Origin of the sequence: Streptomyces sp. NPDC048659 (assembly GCF_040650575.1) — a bacterium.
In the GTDB taxonomy this organism is placed as follows: domain Bacteria; phylum Actinomycetota; class Actinomycetes; order Streptomycetales; family Streptomycetaceae; genus Streptomyces.
Map to the genome: position 1 here is coordinate 82,498 of NZ_JBEZHM010000027.1, position 21,072 is coordinate 103,569.

Genomic DNA, 21,072 nt, shown 5'->3' on the forward strand with positions numbered 1-21,072 from the left:
GTGACGGGTGTGACGGCTGGCCGCCGCGCGCGTCGGCGTCAACCCGTGGCGGCCCGGGTGAACCGCGCCTGACCTGCCGTTTCACCCGCCGCGCGGGGGCGGGGCCGCCGGTCCCGCTAGACACGTGCGGCATGAAGGACTTCCGTTCGATCCCCACCGCTCCCCGCGCCCTGCCCCTGCTCGGGCACGTGGTGCCGCTGCTGCGGGACCCCCTCGCCTTCCTGACCGCGCTGCCCGCCCTCGGGGAGCTGGTCCGCGTCCGGCTCGGCCCGATCGGCGTCGTCGTCATCTGCGACCCGGAGCTGACCCGGCAGGCGCTGCTCGACGACCGCACCTTCGACAAGGGCGGGCCGCTCTACGACCGGCTGCGCGAGGTGATCGGCAACGGCGTGATCTCCTGCCCGCACCAGGACCACCGGCGGCTGCGGCGGCTGTCCCAGCCCGCCTTCCACCCGGGCCGGCTCCCGGACTACGCGCGGGCGATGACCGACCGCACCCGGGAGACGACCGACACCTGGCGCCCCGGCCAGGTCCTGGACGTGCCCGCCGAGATGCTGCGGGTCAGCGCCGCAATCGCCACCGCCACGCTGTTCTCCGACGCCCTGTCCCCGGCCGCCCACGGACGGCTCCTCGGCGACGTCACCACCGTCGTCCAGAGCCTCTACCGGCGGATGCTCATGGTCCCGCCGCTGGACCGGCTGCCGCTCCCCGGCAACCGCGCCCACCTCGGCGCCCGGACCCGACTGCACACGGCCGTCGAGGAGGTCATCGCCGCCCGCCGCGCCGACCCCACCGACTACGGCGACCTGCTCTCGGCGCTGGTGGCGGCGCACGACCCGGAGGACCCGGAGGAGGGGCGGCCCGGCATGAGCGGCACCGAGATCGTCGACACGGTGGTCTCCTTCTTCCTGGCCGGGATCGAGAGCACCGCCGCCACCCTCACCTCGGCGCTCGACCTGCTGGCCCGGCACCCCGAGGTCGAACGGCGGCTGCACGCAGAGGTGGACGCCGTCCTCGACGGCGCGCCCGCCACCCACGAGGACCTGCCGAGGCTGCCGCTGACCGGGCGGATCGTCACCGAGACGCTGCGGCTGCGCCCGCCGGGCTGGTTCTTCACCCGGGCGGTCACCGCCGACACGGAGCTGGGCGGCCACCGGCTGCCGCGCGGCACCAGCGTCGCGTACAGCCCCTATCTGATCCACCACCGGCCCGAGCTCTATCCGGACCCGACGCGCTTCGACCCGGACCGCTGGGACCCGGAGCGCCCGCAGCCGCCCCGGCACGCCTTCCTGCCCTTCGCGCTGGGCGCCCGCAAGTGCGTCGGCGACGCCTTCAGCATGATCGAGACGAGCCTGGTGCTGGCGACCGTCGCGAGCCGCTGGCGGCTGGAGTCCGTGCCCGGTCACCCGGGCCGGCTGGCCCCCTCGGTGACGCTGGAGATGCGCGACCTGCGGCTGCGGGCGGTCACTCGACGATCGCCATCTCCCGGGGAGTGACGTTGAAGCGGCGCCCGGTGCCGTCCTCGGTGAGGGTCACGATGTCCTCGATCCGGACGCCGAAGCGGCCCGGCAGATAGACACCCGGCTCGATGGAGAAGCACATGCCGGGGACGACCGGCCGCTCCTCGCCCTCGATCATGTACGGGGGCTCGTGGGTGGTGACGCCGATGCCGTGGCCGGTGCGGTGGATGAAGTACTCGCCGTAGCCCGCGTCCGCGATGACCGCGCGGGCGGCCCGGTCGACGTCCTGGCAGGCGATCCCGGCGCGGACCGCCTCGAACCCGGCCTGCTGGGCCTGTCGTACGAGGTCGTGGACGCGCCGCTCCTCGTCGGTCGGCTCGCCGACGTGGACGGTGCGGGTGGTGTCGGAGCCGTAGCCGTGCTTGAGCCCGCCGAAGTCGAGGACGACCATGTCGCCGTGCTCGATCACCCGGTCCCCGGCCTCGTGGTGCGGGTTGGCGCCGTTGGGGCCGGAGCCGACGACGGTGAAGTCGACCTGGGAGTGCCCGAACTCCAGGAGCAGCCGGGCCAGGTCGGCGGCGACCTCGGTCTCCTTCCGGCCCGCGAAGCGGACCGTGAGGATCTCGCCGTACGCCCGGTCGGCGGCGGCCCCGGCGGCGGCGATCCGGGCCAGCTCGTGCGCGTCCTTGACCGCGCGCAGCATCGGCAGGGCCTGGGTGAGGGAGACGTACGAGGTGCCGGGCAGCGCCTGCTGGAGGCCGAGCAGGTGCATGGCCCAGGCGTTGTCGCTGACGCCGAAGCGACCCGAGGGGTCGAGCAGCGGGGTGGTGACGGCGTACGGGTCCTTGCCGTCGGTCCAGTCGCGCAGGGTCAGCGCGGGCGCGCCGACGGCCTTCTCGGCGTCGGGGGCCTCCAGGGTGGGCACGACGAGCACCGGGTCGCGGCCGGGGGCGATGACGAGGACGGTGAGCCGCTCGGTGATCGCGGTGGGCTGGTAGCCGGTCAGATAGACCAGGTCGGGGCCGGGGGCGACGAGCACCCCGGCGAGTCCCGCCTCGGCCGCGGAGTCGGCGGCGCGGGCCATCCTGGCCCGGTAGTCCTCGGCGGTGAAGGGCGTGGGCGCGGTGCTCTCGGGCATGGGCGGTCTCCTCCTCGCGACGTACGCCATCCTGCCCGGCCCCCGGGGCGGGCGCGACCCCGGACGGGCGGGGGCGGGGCGCGGAGGACCGGGGCCGGGGCCCGGGGGGGGCGACCACGGACGGCGGGGGCCGGGGGGCTGGAGCCGGGGGCGGGCGCCACGGGGGCAGGGGGCCCGGGAGCTTGGGGCCCGGGAGGGGGCGCCGGTGTGTCAGGTGGCGACGGAGAGGAGGTCCACGACGAAGACGAGCGTGGAGCCCGGCGGGATCGCCGGTGTGGGCGACGCGTCGCCGTAGCCGAGGCGCGGGGGCACGGTGATCTCGCGCCGGCCGCCGACCCTCATGCCCCGGATGCCCCGGTCCCAGCCCTTGATGACCCGGCCGCCGCCGAGGGCGAACTTGAAGGGCGTGCCCCGGTCCCAGGAGGCGTCGAACTCCCGGCCGGACGCGAAGGCGACCCCCACGTAGTGGACCCGGACGACGTTGCCCGGCCGGGCCTCGGGGCCCTCGCCGACGACGAGGTCCCGGACGGTCAGCTCGGTGGGCGCGGGGCCCTCCGGGCGGGCGATCTCGGGCCTGGTCGGCTCGTACGCGTCGGCGTCTGTGCTGTTCATGCCGCCCACGCTACCCAGGATCGCCGGAGCGGTCCTCAGGGGCCGTCGGGGTGGCGCACGATGAGCCGTTCCAGGAGGTCCTGGAAGTCGTCGCCGACGACGATCCGGAGCTGTCCGTCCTCCTCCGCGTGCTCGCTGAGCTGGGTGAGCGTGCCGGCCCGCCACCAGAAGACGTACGGGCTGATGGCGCCCGGGGTGTCCTCGTAGCCGGAGGCGGCGAAGGAGGCCATCGCGCCGAGCGCGGGCACGATGCTGGTGTCGCGGATGGGGTGGAAGGCGAGCTGGTGCCGGAAGGGCAGGGCGACCAGCGCCCCGTCCTCGCCGAGCGGCCGGCCGGTGACCCGGCGGACGACCGCGTCGAGGTCCAGGACCCGGCTGGCGGTGTAGAAGGAGTCGCCGAGGACCACCTCGAAGCGCATCCCGTCGGCGTCCCTGACGGTCTCGTGGCCCTCGACGGGCAGGTCGCGCAGGTTGTGCAGGGCCCGCTCGCGCAGCCGGGCGGGGTCGCCGAGGCGTTCCAGCGCCTCGTCGGTGAGGGTCATCACGCTCTCCGGCAGGTCGAGCGCGAGGACCTCGTAGAGCCCGGGGGCGACCGTGCGGGCGTAGCCGAAGGTGCCGGGGTCGATGCCCTCGGCGCTGACCACGCGCGGGTAGAGCTGGGCGCGGATCTGCTCGGGCGGCAGGGTGTCGAGGGCCGAGGGTCCGTCCAGGGCGCGCACCCACAGGCGGACGTGCCGGCGGACCAGCTCGGGCCAGACGTGGGTGCCGCGCGGGTCCTGGTGGCAGACGGCGGCGAGGGTGCCGAGGCCGAAGCGGCGCCCGGAGTCGTCGGTGACGGCGTCGGCGTACACGGTCACTTCGAGGCCGAGTTCCGCGAACGCCTCGCGGACCCGGCCGCGGAAGAGCGCGGCCTCGCGCTCGGAGAGGTACGAGAACGCCGGGTCCCTGGGCGCGTCCTCGTCGTCCCTCCTCGGCCCTCGCCGGAACCACCCCACGTCCGTCCGCCTCTCGTCGCCGTGTCTCCGCCATCCGCGCCGTGCCGTGCGTGCCTTGCCCTGCGTACCTTGCCTGCCGTGCCGTGCGTGTCTCGCCCTGCGTGCCTTGGCGTGCGGATCAGCCTAGCGACTGGCCGGTGCCGGGGCAGCGAGTCGGGCCGCCAACTCGGCGGCGGGGCCGCCGGGTTCACCGGTCGGGCGGAGCAGCTCGACGCGGTGGACCAGGCGCGGCGAGAGGAGCGGCACGGCGACCGCGCCGGGGGTGCCGGCCGCCACCGGGAGCGGGAGCAGGACCAGGCCGTGGCCTGCGGCGGCCAGGGCGGCGGCGGTACGGGCGTCGGTGCCCTCGTAGCGCAGGGCGGGGCGGAAGCCGTGGCCGGCGGGCCCGGCGTACGAGGCGCGCAGCGGGCCGAGCGGGAAGGCGGCGCCGGGGGCGTCCAGCCAGCGGGCGTCGGCGAGGTCGGCGAGCCGCAGCCCCGGGCGGCCGGCGAGCGGGTGCGCGGCGGGCAGGACGACGGCGAGCGGCTCCTCGGCGATCCGGGTGGCGGTGTGCGGGGCGACGTCCGGGAGCCGCAGCGGGTCGCTGGGGGCGGCGACGCCGTCGACGAGCCCGAGGTCGGCGGCGCCGGTGGCGACGGCGGCCGGGACCTCGTCGCGGGGCAGCGTCCGCAGGGTCACCCCGGTGGCGGGCAGCGCGGCGAGGACGCGCGGGGACAGGGCGAGCGGGGCGGCCGCGAGGGTGAGGGTCTCGCGGGGCGCGGCGGCGAAGCGGGCGAGATCGGCGCGGGCCGCGTCGAGCCGCAGCAGCAGCGAACCGGCGTGCTCCAGCAGCCGTTCGCCCGCCGGGGTGGGTCCGACGGGCCTGCGGGTGAGCAGCGGGAGGCCGAGGTCCGCTTCGAGCGCGGCGATGTGCTGGGAGACGGCGGACTGGGTGTACCCCAGCGCCCGGGCCGCGCCGGAGAAGGAGCCGAGGCGGGCGACGGTGAGGTAGGTGCGGAGGAGGTGGGGGTCCATGGGGGCCGGTGGTCAGGCGCCGTCCGGCCCCGTGCCCAGCAGGTCCTTGGCGTAGTACGCCAGGGACCGGTTGTAGCGGGGCAGCAGGGGCGCGAGGGCGCCGAGGGCGAGGGAGGCGGCCTCTCGGTCGCGGCCGGTGTCGGCGAGGGCGAGCGCGAGGAACGCGTCGACGGCCCCGGCCAGCGCCGTCTCGTCGGCGTCCAGCCGCTCGGCGGGGATCGCCCGCTCCTCGACGAGGAGTTCGACGCTTCGGTCGGGCTGTCCGAGGTTGCGCAGGCTGCTGGCCAGCTGGATGACGGCCCGGCGCCGCCGCAGCCCGGTGAGGCCGCCGTCCAGGGCCCGGCGGTAGAGACCGACGGCCTCCTCGGGCAGCCCGGTGGAGTCGTGGGCCGCGGCCCGCTCGAAGAGGGCCGCGGGATCGTCGGCGGGCCGCTCGTCGGCCAGTTCGGCGATCCGGGCGCGGAACCCGGCCCCGTCGTACGTGTCGAGCGCGGCCCACAGGGCGCCTATCCGGCGCTCCCAGTCCTCGGTGTCGCTGCTGGGGGAGATCATGACGCCAGCCTACCGACAGCGACATAAGCGTTGCTGATGGAGAGTCCGGTAATCATCGTTGGACGTGAACGGGAGGCCCCGCCGAGCATGGTCCCCATGAACACGACGCCCACGAACGACCGCACCCCCCGCACCCCCCACCCCACCCGCACTCCGCGTATCGCCCTCGTCGGCGACCGCTCCCCGCACGTGAAGTCCCACGTCCGCGTCCCGCTCCTCCTGGACGCGCTGGCGGAGCGGGACGGGCTCGTCCTCGACGCGTACTGGATCCCCACCGGCGACGCGGTGGCGCCGGGCGCGGTGAGCGGCTTCGACGCGGTGTGGCTGCTGCCGGGGAGCCCGTACGCGAGCGAGGCGGGGGCGCTCGCCGCGATCCGGACGGCGCGCGAGGGGGGCGTCCCGTTCCTGGGCACCTGCGCGGGCTTCCAGCACGCGCTGGTCGAGTTCGCGCGCGGGGTGTGCGGTCTGGAGCGCGCCGCGCACGCCGAGAACGACCCGGACGCGGACCCGGAGGACCTGCTGCTCGCCCCGCTCGCCTGCTCGCTCGTCGGGCACGAGGGCGCGGTGCGGGTGGTGCCGGGCTCGCTGGCGGAGGCGGTCTTCGGCGCCGAGCGCACGACCGAGCGCTACCACTGCGCGTACGGTCCGGACGGGCGGCACCTGGACACCCTGGAGCGGCACGGGATGCGCTTCACGGGCCGGGACGACGCCGGTCAGGTGCGGATCGCCGAACTGCCCGGCCACCCCTTCTTCCTGGCCACCCTGTTCCAGCCGGAACTGGCGGGCGACGGCACCCGGCCGCACCCGGTGGTGCGGGCCTTCGCGCGGGCGGCCGGGGTGCGCGCGTCGCTCTAATGGGCGGCCCGCGGCGCGGCGAAGTCGACCTCGGCGGCGGGCAGGACGCGGATGCTGCGGCCGGGGAAGTCGAGGTGGCGGAAGATCTCGTTGTGGTGGGCGACGGACCGGTCGGGCTCGGCGTACGGGCCCTCCGGGCCGCGCACCGAGGTCGTGTGCCCGTCCGCGACGAGGACCAGGTCGTAGCGGCGGCTGAGGGCCTGGCGGGCCGTGGTGTCGACGCAGATCTCGGTGGCGAAGCCGGTGACGAGGAGTTCGGTGGCGCCGAGGGCGGTCAGCGCGGCGTCGAGCCCCGTGTCGAGGAAGCCGTCGGCACCGGTCTTGGAGATGACGTGCTCCCCTTCCTCCGGGGCGAGTTCGGGGACGATCCGCCAGCCGGGCGTGCCGGGCGCGAGCTCGCCGCCGGGCGCGCCGTGGTGCTGGACGGTGACGACGGGGACCCCGGCGGCCCGCGCGCGGGCCCGCAGCCCGGCGATCACGGCGATGGTCTCGGGGCCGCGGTGGGCGATCTCCGCGAGCGCGTTCTGCATGTCGATGACGAGGAGCGCCGGCACATGGGTCATGCGGCCCACCGTACGGGTCAGTCGCCGGCCACCACGAGGTGGGCCCGGCCCCTCCCGGCCTCCACCAGGCGGGCGTTGGCCTCGTCGGAGCGGGCGACCCAGCGGCGGGCGGCCTCCTCGTCCTTGCCGAAGCGGACGTGCCGGGCGACGAGCCGGGGCACCCGGACGCGGGGGTCGACGTCGAGGTACCAGACCTCGTCGAGCAGCGAGGGCACGGCGGCCCAGGGGCCCTCGTCGTACAGCAGGTAGTTCCCCTCGGTGATCACCAGCGGCACCTCGGGCGGCACCGCGACGGACCCGGCGACGGGCTCCTCCAGGGCGCGGTCGAAGGTGGGCGCGTAGACGGTGGTGCCGGGCTCGGCGGCGCGCAGCCGGACGAGCAGCGCCGCGTACCCGGCCGCGTCGAAGGTGTCGGGGGCGCCCTTGCGGGCGGCCCGGCCGAGCCGCTCCAGTTCGGCCTGGGCCAGGTGGAAGCCGTCCATGGGGACGAGCACGGCCCGGTCGCCGAGATGGGCGGCCAGGCGGGCGGCGAGGGTGGACTTCCCGGCGCCGGGCGGTCCCGTGATGCCGAGGAGGCGGCGCCCTCCGGCGCCGGCGAGCGCCTCCGCCCGCCGGGCGAGCTCTTCCGATACCGATACCGGTCCCGTGCCCGTGCCCGTCGCGTCCATGCGGGGCATTCTCGCACCGGGCGTCCGTCGGCACGTCCGTTGGCGCGTCCGTTGGCACTCCTGCCGTCATACGTATTACGTTGCCCTCATGACCGAGCCTGTCACCCCGCCCGCCCAGCCTGGCCTGCCCGCCCTCGCGCTGGTCACCCTCGTCGTCGCCGACTACGACGAGGCCGTGGACTTCTACACCCGCGCCCTCGGCTTCGAGCTCGCCGAGGACACCGACCGCGGCGACGGCACCCGCTGGGTCGTCGTCCGCCCGCGCGGCGCGGGCGGCACCGGGCTGCTGCTCGCCCGCGCGAAGGACGAGGTCCAGGCGGCGGCGGTCGGCGCGCAGACCGGCGGCCGGGTCGGCTTCTTCCTGCACACCGACGACTTCGCCCGCGACCACACCAGGATGACCGCCGAGGGCGTCCGCTTCCTGGAGGCCCCGCGCCACGAGCCGTACGGCTCGGTCGCGGTCTTCGAGGACCTGTACGGCAACCGCTGGGACCTGCTCCAGCCGGCCGGGGCCTGAACCCGGGCCCGGCGGATCTCACACCTCGGGCGTGCACCGCGCACTTTCGGCCAACGGGCCCGCCCTGCGGCCGACTTCGCGCGGTGACGGGATGAGGGTCCCGTACCGGGAGATGGTTGACGCGGACTCCTCCGGCGCCCGCGCGAAGAGCCGGGGCGGCGGGGCGCAGACCGCGCAGATCCCGCAGTGGCCGGTGGCGGGCGCCGCCGCGCCCCCGGCTCCCGCCGCCGCCTCGGCCGCTCCGGCCTGCGCCGCGTGCGGGGCCCACGCCCGGCCCGGCACCCCGCGCGAGCCGGGTGCGGCGGGCGTACCGGGCACGCCGGGCGCGCCGGGCTTCGCGCGCTCCTCCGGCCTCGCCGTCTCCCGCACCCCGAGGGCCTCCGCGGGCTCTTCGGCCTCTGCGGCCTCTGCGGCCTCTGCGGCCTCCGCCACCTCGGCCGCCTCCGCCGCCTCGGCCGTCTCTGCCGGCTCAGCCACGTCCGCCGTGTCGCCCGCCCTCGCAGCCCCCGCAGGCCCCGCAGCCCCCGCAACCTCCGCCACTTCCGCCACCCCCGCCTCCAACCCCTCCAGCGCCGCCCCCAGCCGGCGCAGGGCCTCGCGGGCGGCGGCGATCAGGCCGCCCAGCTCCTCGCCGACGGCCGGATCGGGGCGGACCAGGAGCCGGTTGCGGATCAGCACCCGGTGGACGGTGGTCCGCGAGGGGGTCTCGGGCACGCCCAGCCGGTCGAGGGCGTCGCGCAGCCGCCCCGCGCCCCAGTCCGGGTGCCGTTCCCGCAGCGAGCAGATCAGCGCCTCCACGGCGGGCGGGATCCGCGCCGGGCTCTCGTGCGGGCGCCGGGAACGGTCCGCCAGACCGCCCTCGCCGTGCGCCGCGTACCGCTTCCGCCAGGCGTAGAGCGTCTGCCGCGAGACGCCGTGGCGCCGCGCGACCTCCGCGACGGGCCGCCCGCCGAGCACCTCCCGCACGGCCCGGTGGCGCTCCGCCGCACTCGCGTGTCGGGTCACCGATCCCCCCTCCTCGCCTCCTCGCGTCGGAGTGCTCCCGTCCGACTCCCGTCTAACGGTGTAGACCACCGCACGTTTCAGCGATGTCTCCGCTGTGCCGGAACCCTGTCAGGAATGTCATGGAACTCCTGACGTCAGGACCCCGCCAAAACCCCCGGGCAGGTAATTGGACATTAAAACGTGCGGCGTTGACAGCGCTTGCCGTGGCTGACGAGTATCGGTGCCGCTCCGCACGGCAGTTCGGAGTTCCTGTAACACCAGGAAACGGGAGGGAACATGGAAGAGCGCAATTCGCTGCGGCCGGACGAGATCGAGGTCTCGCCGTCCCCGATCGCGACGCCCGACTTCGTGATCTCGGACAACGACCCGACCGACCCGGTCTTCGTGATCGCCGACAACGACCCGTCGGACCCGGTGATCTGACCGCATGGCCGTGACCCACGGCGGGTGGAAGGCTGCGCCCCAGGCGCAGCCTTCGCTCGGCCTCCGCAGCCTCCTGTCCCCCGTCACCCCCGAGGACTTCAAACAGGAGTACTGGGAACGAGAACCCCTGGTCGTCCACCGGGAGAATCCCGACCATTACGCGGCCTCACTGAGTTTCCGCGATGTCGACCATATTCTCTCGACTTCCAGCGTCCGGTCCTCCGAACTCAAGGTCGTGGTGAACGGGCAGGAGATTCCGCTCGTAGAAATGGCCGCTTCGGGACCCGGTGGTCCCAGCAATGGACTGGAAGTCCTCTACGACCTCTACCGGCGCGGTTCGACCGTCGTCTTCAAGTTCCTGCACGAGCGCTGGGAGCCGCTCGGCCGACTGTGCCGCACACTGTCGGGCGAGTTCAGCGCCGGGTTCCAGGCGAACGCCTATCTGACCCCGGCCGGCGCCCAGGGCCTCACCAGCCACTACGACACCCATGACGTCTTCGTGCTCCAGGTGTGGGGCTCGAAGCACTGGCGGCTGTACGAGTCCCCGGACGAGCTGCCGCTGGCCAACCAGCCGTACCGCAGGCCCAAGGACGGGCCGGGCGCCCCGGTCCGGGAGTTCGACCTGCGGCCCGGCGACCTGATGTACATGCCGCGCGGGACCGTGCACGACGCCACCTCCAACGAGGAGGCGTCCCTGCACATCACGCTCGGGGTGCTGCCGGTGCTCTGGTCGACGGTCCTCAAGGACGCCCTGGACCGGGCGATCGAGGGCGACCCGCGCTACCGGGGCGCGCTGCCGCCCGGCTTCGCGCTCGACCCGGAGCTGCGCGCCGGGGCCGCCTCGGCCCTCGGGGAGCTGCTGGGCTCGGTCGCCTCGGCGGTCGACCCCGCCGAGCTGGTCGAGCGGGCCGCGAGCCGGGCCCTGGTCGGCCGCCGCCCGGTGCTCGACGGGCACCTGCTGGACCTGGAGGGGCTGCGCACGCTCGGCCCCGACACCCGGGTGCGGCGCAGGGCCGAGCTGCTGTGGTCGCTGCGGCCGGAGGACACCGGCCTCCAGCTGGAGTTCCACGGCAAGGTGGTGCGGCTGCCGGCCCGGATCGAGCCCGAGCTGCGGTACGTGCTCGACGCCGGGTCCCCGTTCACGGCCCGGGACGTGACCGGCCGGCTGGACGTGGAGGGCCGGCTGGTGCTGGTCCGCCGGCTGGTCCAGGAGGGCCTGCTCACCCTGGCGTAGGCCGCCGGAGGGGTCCGGGGCCGTCCCCGTCCGGTCCCGGACCCCTCCGGCCCCGCGGCCCTGCGGCCCTACCCGTTGCCGTACGGCCCCCTACTCCTCGTACCGGCCGCCGAGGTGCTCCGCGAGGAAGCGCTCGGCCGCCGCGTAGAACGCCAGTCGGTTGCGGGGCCGGACGAAGCCGTGCCCCTCGTCGGGAAAGAGCAGGTACTCATGCGGAACGCCGCTCCGGCGCAGCGCGGCGACGAGCTGTTCGGACTCCTCGCGCCGCACCCGGGGGTCCCGGGCCCCCTGCCCGATGAGCAGCGGGATCCGGATGCGGTCGGCCGCGAAGAGCGGGGAGCGGGCGCGCAGGAACTCCGCGTCCTCCTCCGGCGAGCCGACCCGGCGGCGCAGCATCGCCGCCATCGGCCCCCAGGTGGCGGGCACCGACTCGATGAAGGTGAGCAGCGAGGAGGGCGCGGCGACGGCGACGGCGCAGCGGTAGTCGTCCGAGGTGAAGGCGGCCCCGGCGAGCGCCGCGTAGCCGCCGTAGGAACCGCCGTAGATCGCGACCCGGCCGGGGTCGGCGTGGCCGAGTGCGACGGCGTGGCGGACCGCGTCCTGGAGGTCGTCCTGCATCCTGCCGCCCCACTCGCGGTCGCCGGCCCGGGTGAACTCCTTGCCGTAGCCGGTGGAGCCGCGGAAGTCGACCTGGAGGCAGAGGTAGCCGCGGTCGGCGAGCCACTGCGCCTCGGCGCGGAAGCCCCACTGGTCGCGGGTCCACGGGCCGCCGTGGACGCACAGCACGGTCGACAGCCGGTGCCGTCCGGCGCCCGGCGGGAAGGTGAGGTAGCCGTGCAGGCGCAGCCCGTCGCGGGCGGTGAGGCTGAAGGGCTCGACGCGGGCGAGCGGGCGGCCGGCGAGCTCCGGGAGGTGGCTGAAGAGGTATTCGGTACGGGGTTCCCGGCCGGCCCCGCCCCGGTGCAGGATCCGGTAACCGGCGGGCGCGTCGGCGGAGTTGTGCTGGACCAGCCAGTGCCGGTCGGCGCGGTCGCGGCCGAGCACGCTCACGTCGCCGGGGGCGGCGGCGCGCAGGGCCGCGAAGTCGGCGGCGAGCGCCGGGTCGAGGAGTTCGAGGTCGTTGCGGGCGCGCCGGACGAGCACGAACTGCGGCTCCCCGGTGCCCGGGTGGGCGCCGACACCCTCGACGTCGTACTCCGGGTCCGCGTACACGGCCTTCGTCTCGCCGGTCACCGTGTCCAGGCGCAGCAGCCGGGCGGTGTCGGAGCCCTCGGAGGAGAGCAGCAGCAGGGTCCGGCCGCCGGTGGTGAAGCCGAACGGGCGCAGCGCCGGGGCGTCTTCGGGCCCGGCGCGGTGCAGTTCGCGCCAGGGGGCGGCCTCGTCGTCGCGGACGAGCAGGCTCACGGAGCCGTCGGGATGCGGGCGCAGGGCGCCGCGCACCCGGAGCCGGTCGTCGGCGATCCAGCGGCTGAACCCCTCGTCGACGGCGGCGAGTTCGAGGGCGCCGGTGGCGGGGTCGAGGCGGTGGGCGTCGTGCACGGCCGGGTCGCGCAGGTTGAGCCCGACGAGCAGCAGTCCGGGGCGGCGCGGGTCGAGGGAGACGATCCGGGCCTGGACACCCTCGTAGGGCGTGAGGTCGCGGGCGGAGCCGGGCCCGGCGACGGGGTCGACGGCGTACAGATGGGTGTTCTCGTCGCCGTCGCGGTCCTGGACGTAGAGGATGTGCCGTCCGTCGCCGGACCAGGCGAAGGCGCGGACGCCGCGCCCGGCGTCGGCGGTGACGGGGCGGAAGTCCCGGGTGCGCCAGGGCCCGGCGTGCACGTTGAGGACGCCGGAGGCGGCGGGCGCGAGGAAGGCGAGCCGTTCGCCGTCCGGGGAGAGCGCGGGGCTCATGCGGTGCGGGTTGCCGAAGAGCACCGAGCGCGGGATGAGGGGCCTCGGGGACGCCGGGGACGTCGGGGATTCCGGGGACTCCCGGGACTCTGGGGACACCTGGGATACCTGGGACTCCGGAGACTCCGGGGCGGGCTGCGGCGTGCGGGCCTGCTGAGTGCGGGCCTGCGGAGTGCGGCGCTGCGCGGGGGTCATGGGGCACGTCCTGTCGTGTGGGGCCATGCGGCGGGCGTACGGGAGGAGTGCTGATGCGGCAGATGGTGTTCACGTCCCGGGAGGCGGCGAGCGGCGGCGGCAGCGGCCTGACCGGCCCCGTCGACTTCCCCGAGCCGGGCGGGCGGGAGCGGGCCGCGCGGCGCGGGCCGGTGGCGGCGGCGCGGGGCGCGGGGCGGGCCACGGCCCGTACGGTCGCGGGGCTCGGCCGGGTGCTGGCCCTGGTCTGGGCGGCGAGCCCCGGCCTGACGGTGGCGCTCGCGCTGTCCACGGTGCTGGTGGGGCTGGTGCCCGCGGCGGTCGCGATGACGGCCCGGCTGCTGGTCGACACGGTGGTGCGGGGCGCGGCGCTGCACGGCTCGGGCGGCCCGGACCGGATCGCGCTGGCCGTGGACCTGCCGGGCGGCACCTGGCATCCGCCCGCGACGACGACGGTGACGGCGCTGGTGGCGCTGGCGGGCGCGCAGTGCGCGGTGTTCGCGCTGAGCGCGCTGGCGACGGCGGTGCGGAGCATCGCGCAGCAGCTGCTCCAGGAGCGGGCGACGCAGGACGTGCAGGTGCGGGTGATGGAGCACGCGGGCCGGCTGCCGCTGTCCTTCTTCGAGGACTCGGCCTCCTACGACCTGCTGCGCCAGGCCCAGCAGGAGGCGTCGACGCGGCCGGTGATGATGATCGGCGGGGCGTTCACGCTGCTCCAGCACGCGGTGACGTTCGCGAGCATGGTGGGGCTGCTGTTCGGCCTGGGGCCGCTGGTGGCGCTGGTGGCGCTGCTGGCCCCCGTCCCGGCGTTCGTCTCCGACGCGCGGTACGGGATGCGGGGCTTCCAGGTGGCGCTGTGGTCCTCGCCGATCCGGCGGCGGATGGAGTACCTGTCGCGGCTGGTGTCCACGGACGCGTACGCGAAGGAGGTCAAGGTCTTCGGTCTGGCGCCGTTCCTGACCGAGCGCTTCCGGCTGCTCGGCGCGGCGGCGTACCAGGGGCTGCGCTCCGTGGTGACGGCCCGTCATCTGGTGGGCAACGCCTGGTCGTTGCTGACGACGCTGGCCGGGGCGGCGACGTATCTGTACGTGGCGCTCCAGGCGGTGCGCGGGCGGCTGAGCCTGGGCGACCTCATCCTCTACACCTCGGCGGCCACCGCCGTCGCGACCTCCGTGCAGGGCATGTTCGGCGGCGCGTCCGGGATGTACGAGCACCACCTGTACCTGCGGAAGCTGTACGAGCTGCTGGCCGTCCGCACCGGCGCCGAGGGCGGCCGGGCGCCGGCCGGGCCGGTCCGCGGGCACCTGGTCCTGGAGCACGTCACCTTCCGCTACCCGGGGGCGGAGCGGCCCGCGCTCGACGACGTGAGCCTGGAGATCCCGGCCGGCGCCACGCTGGCCGTGGTGGGCCGCAACGGGGCCGGCAAGTCGACGCTGGTCAAGCTGCTCTGCCGGCTGTACGAGCCGGAGTCCGGGCGGATCCTGCTGGACGGCACGGACATCCGCGAGCTCGACCCGGAGGCGCTGCGGCGCGAGGTGGCGGCGATGTTCCAGGACTTCGTGACGTACCAGGCCACGGTCGCGGAGAACATCGGGCTCGGCGACCTGCCGGGCCTGGAGGACGGGGAGCGGATCGCGGAGGCGGCCGGGCGGGCCGGGGCGGCCGGTCTGGTCGGGCGGCTGCCGCAGGGGTACGGGACGGCGCTCGGCAAGTGGTTCGACACGGGTGTCGAGCTGTCCGGCGGCGAGTGGCAGAAGGTCGCGCTGGCGCGGGCGTTCATGCGGCGCGGGGCGCTGCTGGTGCTGGACGAGCCGACCTCGGCGCTGGACGCGGAGGCGGAGCACGAGCTGTTCGCCCGGCTCCGCGAGCTGGCGGCGGGCCGTACCACGGTCTATGTCTCGCACCGCTTCTCGACCGTGCGGCGGGCGGACCTGATCGTCCTGATCGAGGACGGCCGGGCGACCGAACAGGGCACGCACGAGGAGCTGATGCGGCTCGGCGGCTCGTACGCGCGCCTCTTCGCCCTCCAGGCGGCAGCGTACACGGACGCGCCTGGAGTACCAGGGGCTCCCGTGACACCTGGCACCGGTCCCGGCCCGGGCACCGATCCCGGCCCCGGCGCCGCCAAGGCCGCCGCCATCGCCGCCGCGCTCGCCGCGAAGGGCAGGCCCGGTCCCTGAGCGGGCGCGGGGCGGGCGGCCGGTCACGCCGGGACCGTGACCCGGACGACGAGCCCGCCGTCCGCCGGGGCGGTCAGCCCGACCGTACCGCCGTGGGCCAACGCGATGGAGCGGACGATGGACAGGCCGAGCCCGGCCCCGTCGCCGCTGCGGGAGAGCCGCCGGAAGGGTTCGAGCAGGCTCTCGGTCTCCCCCGGCGGCACCACGGGACCGGTGTTGCGGACGGTGAGCGTCCCGTCGGGCCCGGTGGCGACCTCGACGGACCCGCCGGGCACGTTGTGCCGCACGGCGTTCTGCACCAGGTTGCCGACGAGCTGGTGCAGCAGGACCGGGTCCCCGGTCACCGGCAGCGGGCGCAGGTCGAGGGCGAGCCGCAGCCCGGCCGCGTGGAGGGCGGGCCGGCTCTGCCCCACCGCCTCGGCGGCGATCGCGGCCAGGTCGGCGGGCTCGCGCCGGTCGAGCCCCCGGTCGGTGGTGGCGAGGGTCAGCAGGCCCTCGATGAGCCGCTCGCTGCGCCGGTTGGTCTCCAGCAGCTCCTCCTGGATCCGGGGCAGGTCCTCGGGGCGGGCCCGCCCGAGCCGGATCTGGATGGCGGCCCGCTGCACGGCGAGCGGGGTGCGCAGCTCGTGGGAGGCGTTGGCGACGAAGCGGCGCTGGGCCTCGAAGGCGGCGTGCAGCCGGTCGAGGAGGGCGTCGAAGGTGTCGGCGAGGTTCTTCAGCTCGTCGTCGGGCCCGGTGAGGCCGATCCGTTCGTGCAGGGTGGCGGCGGAGAGCCGCTGCGCGGTCGCGGCGATGGTGTGCAGCGGGCGCAGGGCGCGGCCCGCGACGAGCCAGCCGAGGGCGACGGAGACGACGAGCATGACGAGCAGGGCCAGCAGCGACATCATCAGGAGCTGGTCCAGGGCGTCCGCGCGGAGCCGCTGGGCGAGGGCGGCGACCTGTGCCTTGGAGAGGGAGGGCGCGGTGTCGGCGTAGGGAGCGTCCTTGGGGAGGACGAGGACGGTGGTGCCGGTGAGGCGTTCGCGGAAGAGCAGATAGGTGAGGCCGAGCAGCAGCAGTCCGGTGACGGAGAAGAGCCCGCTGTAGAGCGCGGTGAGGCGCAGCCGCAGCGAGCGCTGGCCGGTCCTGGGGCGCGGGACAGGGGTCGCGGAGGTCCCGGAGGTCCCGGAGGTCACGGCCGCCGCCTCAGATCCGGTAGCCGCTGCCGGGCAGCGTCTCGATGAGCTGGGGTTCGCCGAGCTTGGCCCGCAGCTTGCTCATGGTGATGCGGACGGCGCTGGTGAAGGGGTCGGCGTTCTCGTCCCAGGCGCGTTCCAGGAGCTCCTCGGTGGAGACGACGGCCCCGTCGGCGGCGAGCAGCACCTCCAGGACGGCGAACTCCTTGGGCGAGAGCCGCAGATACCGCCCGTCGCGGAACGCCTGGCGGCGCGGGGTGTCCAGGGTGATCCCGGCCCGCTCCAGGACCGGCGGCAGGGCGCGGGTGGCCCGCCGCCCCAACGCCTGGACGCGGGCGACGAGTTCGGGGTACTCGAAGGGCTTGGAGAGGTAGTCGTCGGCGCCGAGCGCGAAGCCGGCGACGAGGTCGGTGGTCTGCCCGGCGGCGGTGAGCATCAGGATCCGGGTGCGGGCCTCGGAGGCCACCACCTCGCGGCAGACCTCGTCGCCGTGGGTGCCGGGCAGGTCCCGGTCGAGGACGAGGACGTCGTAGTCGTTGACGGTGAGCCGTTCCAGGGCCGCGTCCCCGTCGAGGGCCACGTCGACGGCCATGCCGTGGGCCCGCAGGCCCTCCGCGACCAGCTCGGCGAGCATCCGCTCGTCCTCCGCCACCAGTACCCGCATGGGTGTGTGTCCCTTCGTCGTCGCCCGTGGCAGGCCCGCCGTGGCCGGGCCGCCGCGCGTGAGCCGTACGGCACTCGGTGATACCCGCCGCGATGTTTCGCCACCGTATGCGGGTCCGGAGACGGCCCGGCAACCCCGCCCTCGGTACATCTGTCACCACCGAACACCCGAGGAAGGGAGCGCACATGGCGATCACGGGACGGATCCGGCACGGGGCCCTGGCGGTGGCCGCCCTCGCGGCCCTAGCGGCCCTCGCGACGGGGTGCGGCGGCGGTGGCGGCGACACCCCCGGGGTGGCGAGCGGCGGCGGCACGAAGTCGGCCGCCGCGTCCGCGTCGGCGACGCCGAGCGGCACCCGGCAGGACCAGCTGGTCGCCTTCGCGGGCTGCATGAGGGAGCACGGCATCGAGGTGCCCGACCCGGCGCCGGGGGACGAGAACGTGCAGCTCCCGCCGGGCACCAAGGGCGACAGCCGGACTCAGAAGGCGCTCGCCGAGTGCCAGGGGCTGCTGGGTGCGGGCGGCAAGGACGGCACCGACACGACCGCCCAGGACAAGGCCGTACGGCTGGCCCGCTGCCTGCGGGAGAAGGGGCTCGACGTGGCCGACCCGGAGCCGGGCAGGCCGCTCCAGCTCAGCGGCGCGGCGAACGACCCGAAGGCGCGGACCGCGATCACCGAGTGCCGGGCGTCGGTCCGGTGACCGAGCCGCTCACCCTCACCACCGGCGAGGCGCCGGACGAGGAGCCCGGCGAGGAGTCCGGCCGGCCCTCGCGCGGCCGGGGCCGGCACGGCTTCCTGCTGGGCGCCGCCGTGCTGGTGACCGGGGCGGTCGCCGCGGGCGCGGTCGTGCTCTCCGCCCGTACGGACGGCCCCGGCGCCCCGCCCGCGGGGCCGCGCACGGGCACGGCGACCGTGGTCCGCACCGATCTCGTGCAGAGCGAGCGGATCGACGGCACCCTCGGCTACGCGGACGCGTACACGGTGACCGCGCCCCGGGCCGGCGGGATCGTGACCTGGCTGCCGGACGTCGGCGTGACAGTCGCCCGGGGCGAGCGCGCGTACGCCGTGGACGGGGTCGCCGTGCCGCTGTTCTACGGCGAGACGCCGCTCTACCGCGCCCTGGAGGAGGGCGTGGACGACGGCCCGGACGTCCGGGTCCTCAAGCGGAACCTGAAGGCGCTGGGGTACGGGGACGAGCTGGCCGACGACGGCCGCTTCAGCTCCGGGACGGCGGAGGCGGTACGGGACTGGCAGGAGGACCGGGGCCGCGAGCGGACCGGGAAGGTCGCCCCCGGCGACGTGCTGGTGGAGCCGGGCGCGGTGCGGGTGACGGAGATCCCCGGCATCGTCGGCGCCCCGGCGGAGGGCCCGCTGCTCTACCTCTCCGGCACCCGGCGGGTGGTGACGGTGGACATGCCGGTCGGGCGGCAGCAGCTGGCCAGGAACGGCGCCGCCGTGAGCGTACGGCTGCCCGGCGGGAAGGCGACGGCCGGCAAGGTCTCCCGGGTGGGCACGGTCGCCCGCGCGGCGGCCACCGGCGGCCCGGACCGGGGCGCGGGGTCCCCGGGCGGCGACGCGACCGTGCCGGTCGAGGTGACGCTGTCGAAACCGGCGGAGGTCGGGAAGCTGGACGGCGCCCCGGTCCAGGTCGACTTCACCAGCGAGCGCCGCGACGACGTGCTCGCCGTCCCGGTCCCGGCGCTGCTGGCCCTCGCGGAGGGCGGCTACGCGGTGGAGACCCCGGAGGGGCGGCTGGTGCCGGTGACGCTGGGGGTGTTCGCCCAGGGCCGGGTGGAGGTCGCGGGCGCGGGGCTGCGCGAGGGGATGCGGGTGGAGGTGCCGCTGCCGTGACGAAGCCACTCACGAGGCCCGGGACGACGACGGCCCCCGGGGCCGACCGTGAACCCCCTCACGCCCCCGAATCCGTCCCTGCCCGCACTCCCTCCCCCTCCCCCTCCCCCTCCCCGGCCCCCGAATCCGTGATCACCCTGGAAGGCGTGGCCAAGACCTACCCCGGCGGCGTCCGCGCCCTGCACGGTGTCGACCTGACCGTCCGGGAGGGCGAACTGCTGGCGGTGGTGGGGCGTTCCGGTTCGGGGAAGTCGACGATGCTGCATCTGATGGGCACGCTGGACAGCCCGAGCGAGGGCCGGGTGCTGCTGCGGGGCCATGACGTGGCCGCGCTGAGCGACCGGCGTCTTTCGGCGGTGCGGGCGCGCTGGATCGGCTTCGTGTTCCAGCAGTTCTTCCTCTCCCCCGGGCGCAGCGCCGTGGACACCGTGGCCGAGGGCCTGCTGTACCACGGGATCCCGGCCCGGCGGCGCCGGGAGCTCGCCGTGGCCGCGCTGCGCCAGGTGGGGCTGGGGCACCGGCTGGACCACCGGCCGCACGAGATGTCGGGCGGCGAGCGGCAGCGGACGGCGATCGCGCGGGCGGTCGCGATCCGCCCGGCGGTGATCCTGGCCGACGAGCCGACCGGCAATCTGGACTCGGCGGCGGGGGCGGGCGTGCTGGACCTGCTGCGGGAGCTGAACGCGCGCGGGACGACGATCGTGGTGATCACGCACGACCCGGGTCTCGCGGCGGTGCTGCCGCGCCGGGTGGAGGTGCTGGACGGGCGGATCCGCTCGGACTCGGGCGCTTTGGAGGTGCGGCCGTGAGCGCCCCGCTGCCGCGCCCGGCGCGGCTGCCGCTCGCGGACGTGCTGCGGGTGGGCCTGGTGGGGATGCGGGCCCGGCCGACGAGGGCGGTGCTGTCGGCGCTGGGCATCGCGATCGGGATCGCCGCGATGGTGGCCGTGCTCGGGATCAGCAACGCGGGGCAGGCCGAGCTGATGAACCGGATCAGCCGGCTCGGCACCAATCTGCTGACGGTCTCCCCCGGCCGGGACCTCTTCGGCGAGGAGGCGCGGCTGCCGAAGGACGCGGTGGAGATGGTGCGGCGGATCGGCCCGGTCGAGTCGGTGACGGCGACGGGCGCGCTGCCCGGGGTGACCGTGCGCCGCACCGACCGGATCGACCCGCTGGCGGGCGGCGGGATCGGGGTGAGCGCGGCCCGGACGGACCTGCTCGGCACGGTCGGCGGCACGGTCCGCGAGGGCGAGTTCCTGAACGGGGCGACCGGCCGCTATCCGGCGGTGGTCCTGGGCTCGGTGGCCGCGCAGCGCCTGGGCATCGACCGGACGGGCCGCCAGGTCTACCTGGGCGAGCGCTGGTTCACGGTGACGGGGATCCTGGACCCGGTCGCGCTGGCGCCGGAGATCGACCGCTCGGCGCTGATCGGCTGGGAGGCGGCGGGCGGCCTGTTCGGCTTCGAGGGGCATCCGACGACGGTGTACGAGCGGTCCCCGGACGAGTCGGTGGAGGCGGTGCGCGCGGTCCTGGCGGCGACGGCGAACCCCGAGAGCCCGCAGGACGTCAAGGTGAGCCGCCCGTCGGACGCGCTGGAGGCCCAGCTGGCGGCGAAGTCGGCGTTCACCTCGCTCTTCCTCGGTCTCGGCGCGGTCGCGCTGCTGGTCGGCGGGGTGGGGGTGGCCAACACGATGGTGATCTCGGTGCTTGAGCGGCGCCCGGAGATCGGCCTGCGCCGCTCGCTGGGCGCGGGGCGCGGCCAGATCCGGCTCCAGTTCCTCACCGAGTCGGTCGCGCTGTCGGGCGCGGGCGGTACGGCCGGTGTGGCGCTGGGCGCGCTGGTGACGGCGGGCTGGTCCCTCTCGCAGGGCTGGCCGCTGGTGCTGCCGGTGGACATCCTGCTGGCGGGCGTGGTCTCGGCGGCGCTGATCGGCACGGCCGCCGGCCTCTACCCGGCGGGCCGCGCGGCCCGGCTGACCCCGACGGAGGCGCTGGGGGCTGCGTACCCCGGCGAAGGGCCTCCCTGCCACTTCGCCGAGGAGAAGCAGGTGGTGCCCCCGGAGAACGGCAATCAGAACGGC

The 21,072-nt window shown here is 75.8% G+C and carries 21 protein-coding genes; 10 read left to right on the top strand and 11 right to left on the bottom strand.

Going from position 1 to position 21,072, the window contains the following annotated elements; translation table 11 throughout:
* Positions 1-131: 131 nt before the first annotated feature.
* Positions 132-1,496, top strand: coding sequence for a cytochrome P450 (locus AB0C99_RS21480; protein WP_362477167.1), 1,365 nt, complete (start codon positions 132-134; stop codon positions 1,494-1,496).
* Here AB0C99_RS21480 and AB0C99_RS21485 read toward each other — a convergent pair.
* The 5 genes from AB0C99_RS21485 to AB0C99_RS21505 form a co-directional block, all read right to left on the bottom strand.
* Positions 1,465-2,598 carry an aminopeptidase P family protein gene (locus AB0C99_RS21485; protein WP_362477170.1) on the bottom strand — a complete coding sequence of 378 codons (1,134 nt, stop codon included), beginning with the start codon at positions 2,596-2,598 and terminating at the stop codon, positions 1,465-1,467. The genes AB0C99_RS21480 and AB0C99_RS21485 overlap by 32 nt on opposite strands.
* A gap of 210 nt (positions 2,599-2,808) precedes the next feature.
* The gene (locus AB0C99_RS21490; RefSeq protein ID WP_362477172.1) at positions 2,809-3,210 is read right to left on the bottom strand and encodes an FKBP-type peptidyl-prolyl cis-trans isomerase; all 402 of its coding nucleotides are present in this window, start codon (positions 3,208-3,210) and stop codon (positions 2,809-2,811) included.
* Between the two features lie 35 nt (positions 3,211-3,245).
* Positions 3,246-4,205, bottom strand: coding sequence for a hypothetical protein (locus AB0C99_RS21495; protein ID WP_362477175.1), 960 nt, complete (start codon positions 4,203-4,205; stop codon positions 3,246-3,248).
* A 123-nt stretch (positions 4,206-4,328) separates the two neighbouring features.
* Complete coding sequence (locus AB0C99_RS21500) at positions 4,329-5,219, bottom strand: LysR family transcriptional regulator (protein ID WP_362477178.1); 891 nt, start codon at positions 5,217-5,219, stop codon at positions 4,329-4,331.
* Positions 5,220-5,231: 12 nt separating this feature from the next.
* Positions 5,232-5,771 (bottom strand): tetratricopeptide repeat protein, encoded by a 540-nt coding sequence (locus AB0C99_RS21505; RefSeq protein ID WP_362477180.1) that lies wholly within the window; start codon positions 5,769-5,771, stop codon positions 5,232-5,234.
* Between the two features lie 96 nt (positions 5,772-5,867).
* Here AB0C99_RS21505 and AB0C99_RS21510 point away from each other — a divergent pair, with 96 nt between their 5' ends.
* Positions 5,868-6,626: a hypothetical protein gene (locus tag AB0C99_RS21510; protein WP_362477183.1), complete on the top strand. Its 759-nt coding sequence runs from the start codon at positions 5,868-5,870 to the stop codon at positions 6,624-6,626.
* Here the strand turns inward: AB0C99_RS21510 and AB0C99_RS21515 are convergent.
* Positions 6,623-7,189: an isochorismatase family protein gene (locus AB0C99_RS21515; RefSeq protein WP_362477186.1), complete on the bottom strand. Its 567-nt coding sequence runs from the start codon at positions 7,187-7,189 to the stop codon at positions 6,623-6,625. The two genes, AB0C99_RS21510 and AB0C99_RS21515, sit on opposite strands and share 4 nt — an antisense overlap.
* Before the next feature lie 17 nt (positions 7,190-7,206).
* Positions 7,207-7,866 carry a nucleoside/nucleotide kinase family protein gene (locus AB0C99_RS21520; protein WP_362477189.1) on the bottom strand — a complete coding sequence of 220 codons (660 nt, stop codon included), beginning with the start codon at positions 7,864-7,866 and terminating at the stop codon, positions 7,207-7,209.
* Between the two features lie 115 nt (positions 7,867-7,981).
* Here AB0C99_RS21520 and AB0C99_RS21525 point away from each other — a divergent pair, with 115 nt between their 5' ends.
* Positions 7,982-8,374 (top strand): VOC family protein, encoded by a 393-nt coding sequence (locus AB0C99_RS21525; RefSeq protein ID WP_362477224.1) that lies wholly within the window; start codon positions 7,982-7,984, stop codon positions 8,372-8,374.
* Between the two features lie 18 nt (positions 8,375-8,392).
* Here AB0C99_RS21525 and AB0C99_RS21530 read toward each other — a convergent pair whose 3' ends face one another.
* Positions 8,393-9,379 carry a helix-turn-helix domain-containing protein gene (locus AB0C99_RS21530; protein ID WP_362477192.1) on the bottom strand — a complete coding sequence of 329 codons (987 nt, stop codon included), beginning with the start codon at positions 9,377-9,379 and terminating at the stop codon, positions 8,393-8,395.
* A 276-nt stretch (positions 9,380-9,655) separates the two neighbouring features.
* Between AB0C99_RS21530 and AB0C99_RS21535 the strand changes: the two genes are divergently transcribed.
* A complete protein-coding gene (locus AB0C99_RS21535; protein WP_165590942.1) occupies positions 9,656-9,802 on the top strand; it encodes a hypothetical protein in 147 nt (48 codons plus the stop codon).
* Between the two features lie 268 nt (positions 9,803-10,070).
* Positions 10,071-11,036: a cupin domain-containing protein gene (locus tag AB0C99_RS21540; protein WP_362477195.1), complete on the top strand. Its 966-nt coding sequence runs from the start codon at positions 10,071-10,073 to the stop codon at positions 11,034-11,036.
* A gap of 90 nt (positions 11,037-11,126) precedes the next feature.
* On the opposite strand, the gene AB0C99_RS21545 is transcribed toward AB0C99_RS21540, so the two are convergent.
* Complete coding sequence (locus AB0C99_RS21545) at positions 11,127-12,953, bottom strand: S9 family peptidase (RefSeq protein WP_362477197.1); 1,827 nt, start codon at positions 12,951-12,953, stop codon at positions 11,127-11,129.
* A gap of 224 nt (positions 12,954-13,177) precedes the next feature.
* Here AB0C99_RS21545 and AB0C99_RS21550 point away from each other — a divergent pair, with 224 nt between their 5' ends.
* The gene (locus tag AB0C99_RS21550; RefSeq protein ID WP_362477200.1) at positions 13,178-15,301 is read left to right on the top strand and encodes an ABC transporter ATP-binding protein; all 2,124 of its coding nucleotides are present in this window, start codon (positions 13,178-13,180) and stop codon (positions 15,299-15,301) included.
* A 23-nt stretch (positions 15,302-15,324) separates the two neighbouring features.
* On the opposite strand, the gene AB0C99_RS21555 is transcribed toward AB0C99_RS21550, so the two are convergent.
* Together AB0C99_RS21555 and AB0C99_RS21560 are read right to left on the bottom strand one after the other, a co-directional pair.
* Positions 15,325-16,476, bottom strand: a complete 1,152-nt coding sequence (locus AB0C99_RS21555; RefSeq protein WP_362477203.1) for a HAMP domain-containing sensor histidine kinase — start codon at positions 16,474-16,476, stop codon at positions 15,325-15,327.
* Positions 16,477-16,486: 10 nt separating this feature from the next.
* Positions 16,487-17,140 carry a response regulator transcription factor gene (locus AB0C99_RS21560; protein WP_362477206.1) on the bottom strand — a complete coding sequence of 218 codons (654 nt, stop codon included), beginning with the start codon at positions 17,138-17,140 and terminating at the stop codon, positions 16,487-16,489.
* Between the two features lie 185 nt (positions 17,141-17,325).
* Here AB0C99_RS21560 and AB0C99_RS21565 point away from each other — a divergent pair, with 185 nt between their 5' ends.
* The 4 genes from AB0C99_RS21565 to AB0C99_RS21580 all read left to right on the top strand — a co-directional run.
* The gene (locus AB0C99_RS21565) at positions 17,326-17,841 is read left to right on the top strand and encodes a hypothetical protein (RefSeq protein ID WP_362477209.1); all 516 of its coding nucleotides are present in this window, start codon (positions 17,326-17,328) and stop codon (positions 17,839-17,841) included.
* Entirely contained in the window at positions 17,838-18,992 is a 1,155-nt protein-coding gene (locus AB0C99_RS21570) for a peptidoglycan-binding domain-containing protein (RefSeq protein WP_362477212.1), read from the top strand. Before AB0C99_RS21565 ends, AB0C99_RS21570 begins: the two co-directional genes overlap by 4 nt.
* 128 nt (positions 18,993-19,120) lie before the next feature.
* Positions 19,121-19,801 carry an ABC transporter ATP-binding protein gene (locus AB0C99_RS21575; RefSeq protein WP_362477215.1) on the top strand — a complete coding sequence of 227 codons (681 nt, stop codon included), beginning with the start codon at positions 19,121-19,123 and terminating at the stop codon, positions 19,799-19,801.
* Positions 19,798-21,072: ABC transporter permease (locus tag AB0C99_RS21580; protein ID WP_362477217.1), on the top strand; the 1,275-nt coding region annotated here is incomplete at its 3' end. The genes AB0C99_RS21575 and AB0C99_RS21580, both read left to right, overlap by 4 nt.

Coding starts and splice junctions, on each gene's coding strand:
- AB0C99_RS21520 (WP_362477189.1), bottom strand. CDS start 7,866: ATGCCCCGCATGGACGCGACGGGCACGGGCACGGGACCGGTATCGGTA.
- AB0C99_RS21560 (WP_362477206.1), bottom strand. CDS start 17,140: ATGCGGGTACTGGTGGCGGAGGACGAGCGGATGCTCGCCGAGCTGGTC.
- AB0C99_RS21540 (WP_362477195.1), top strand. CDS start 10,071: ATGGCCGCTTCGGGACCCGGTGGTCCCAGCAATGGACTGGAAGTCCTC.
- AB0C99_RS21505 (WP_362477180.1), bottom strand. CDS start 5,771: ATGATCTCCCCCAGCAGCGACACCGAGGACTGGGAGCGCCGGATAGGC.
- AB0C99_RS21490 (WP_362477172.1), bottom strand. CDS start 3,210: ATGAACAGCACAGACGCCGACGCGTACGAGCCGACCAGGCCCGAGATC.
- AB0C99_RS21535 (WP_165590942.1), top strand. CDS start 9,656: ATGGAAGAGCGCAATTCGCTGCGGCCGGACGAGATCGAGGTCTCGCCG.
- AB0C99_RS21550 (WP_362477200.1), top strand. CDS start 13,178: ATGCGGCAGATGGTGTTCACGTCCCGGGAGGCGGCGAGCGGCGGCGGC.
- AB0C99_RS21515 (WP_362477186.1), bottom strand. CDS start 7,189: ATGACCCATGTGCCGGCGCTCCTCGTCATCGACATGCAGAACGCGCTC.
- AB0C99_RS21500 (WP_362477178.1), bottom strand. CDS start 5,219: ATGGACCCCCACCTCCTCCGCACCTACCTCACCGTCGCCCGCCTCGGC.
- AB0C99_RS21485 (WP_362477170.1), bottom strand. CDS start 2,598: ATGCCCGAGAGCACCGCGCCCACGCCCTTCACCGCCGAGGACTACCGG.
- AB0C99_RS21565 (WP_362477209.1), top strand. CDS start 17,326: ATGGCGATCACGGGACGGATCCGGCACGGGGCCCTGGCGGTGGCCGCC.
- AB0C99_RS21510 (WP_362477183.1), top strand. CDS start 5,868: ATGAACACGACGCCCACGAACGACCGCACCCCCCGCACCCCCCACCCC.
- AB0C99_RS21480 (WP_362477167.1), top strand. CDS start 132: ATGAAGGACTTCCGTTCGATCCCCACCGCTCCCCGCGCCCTGCCCCTG.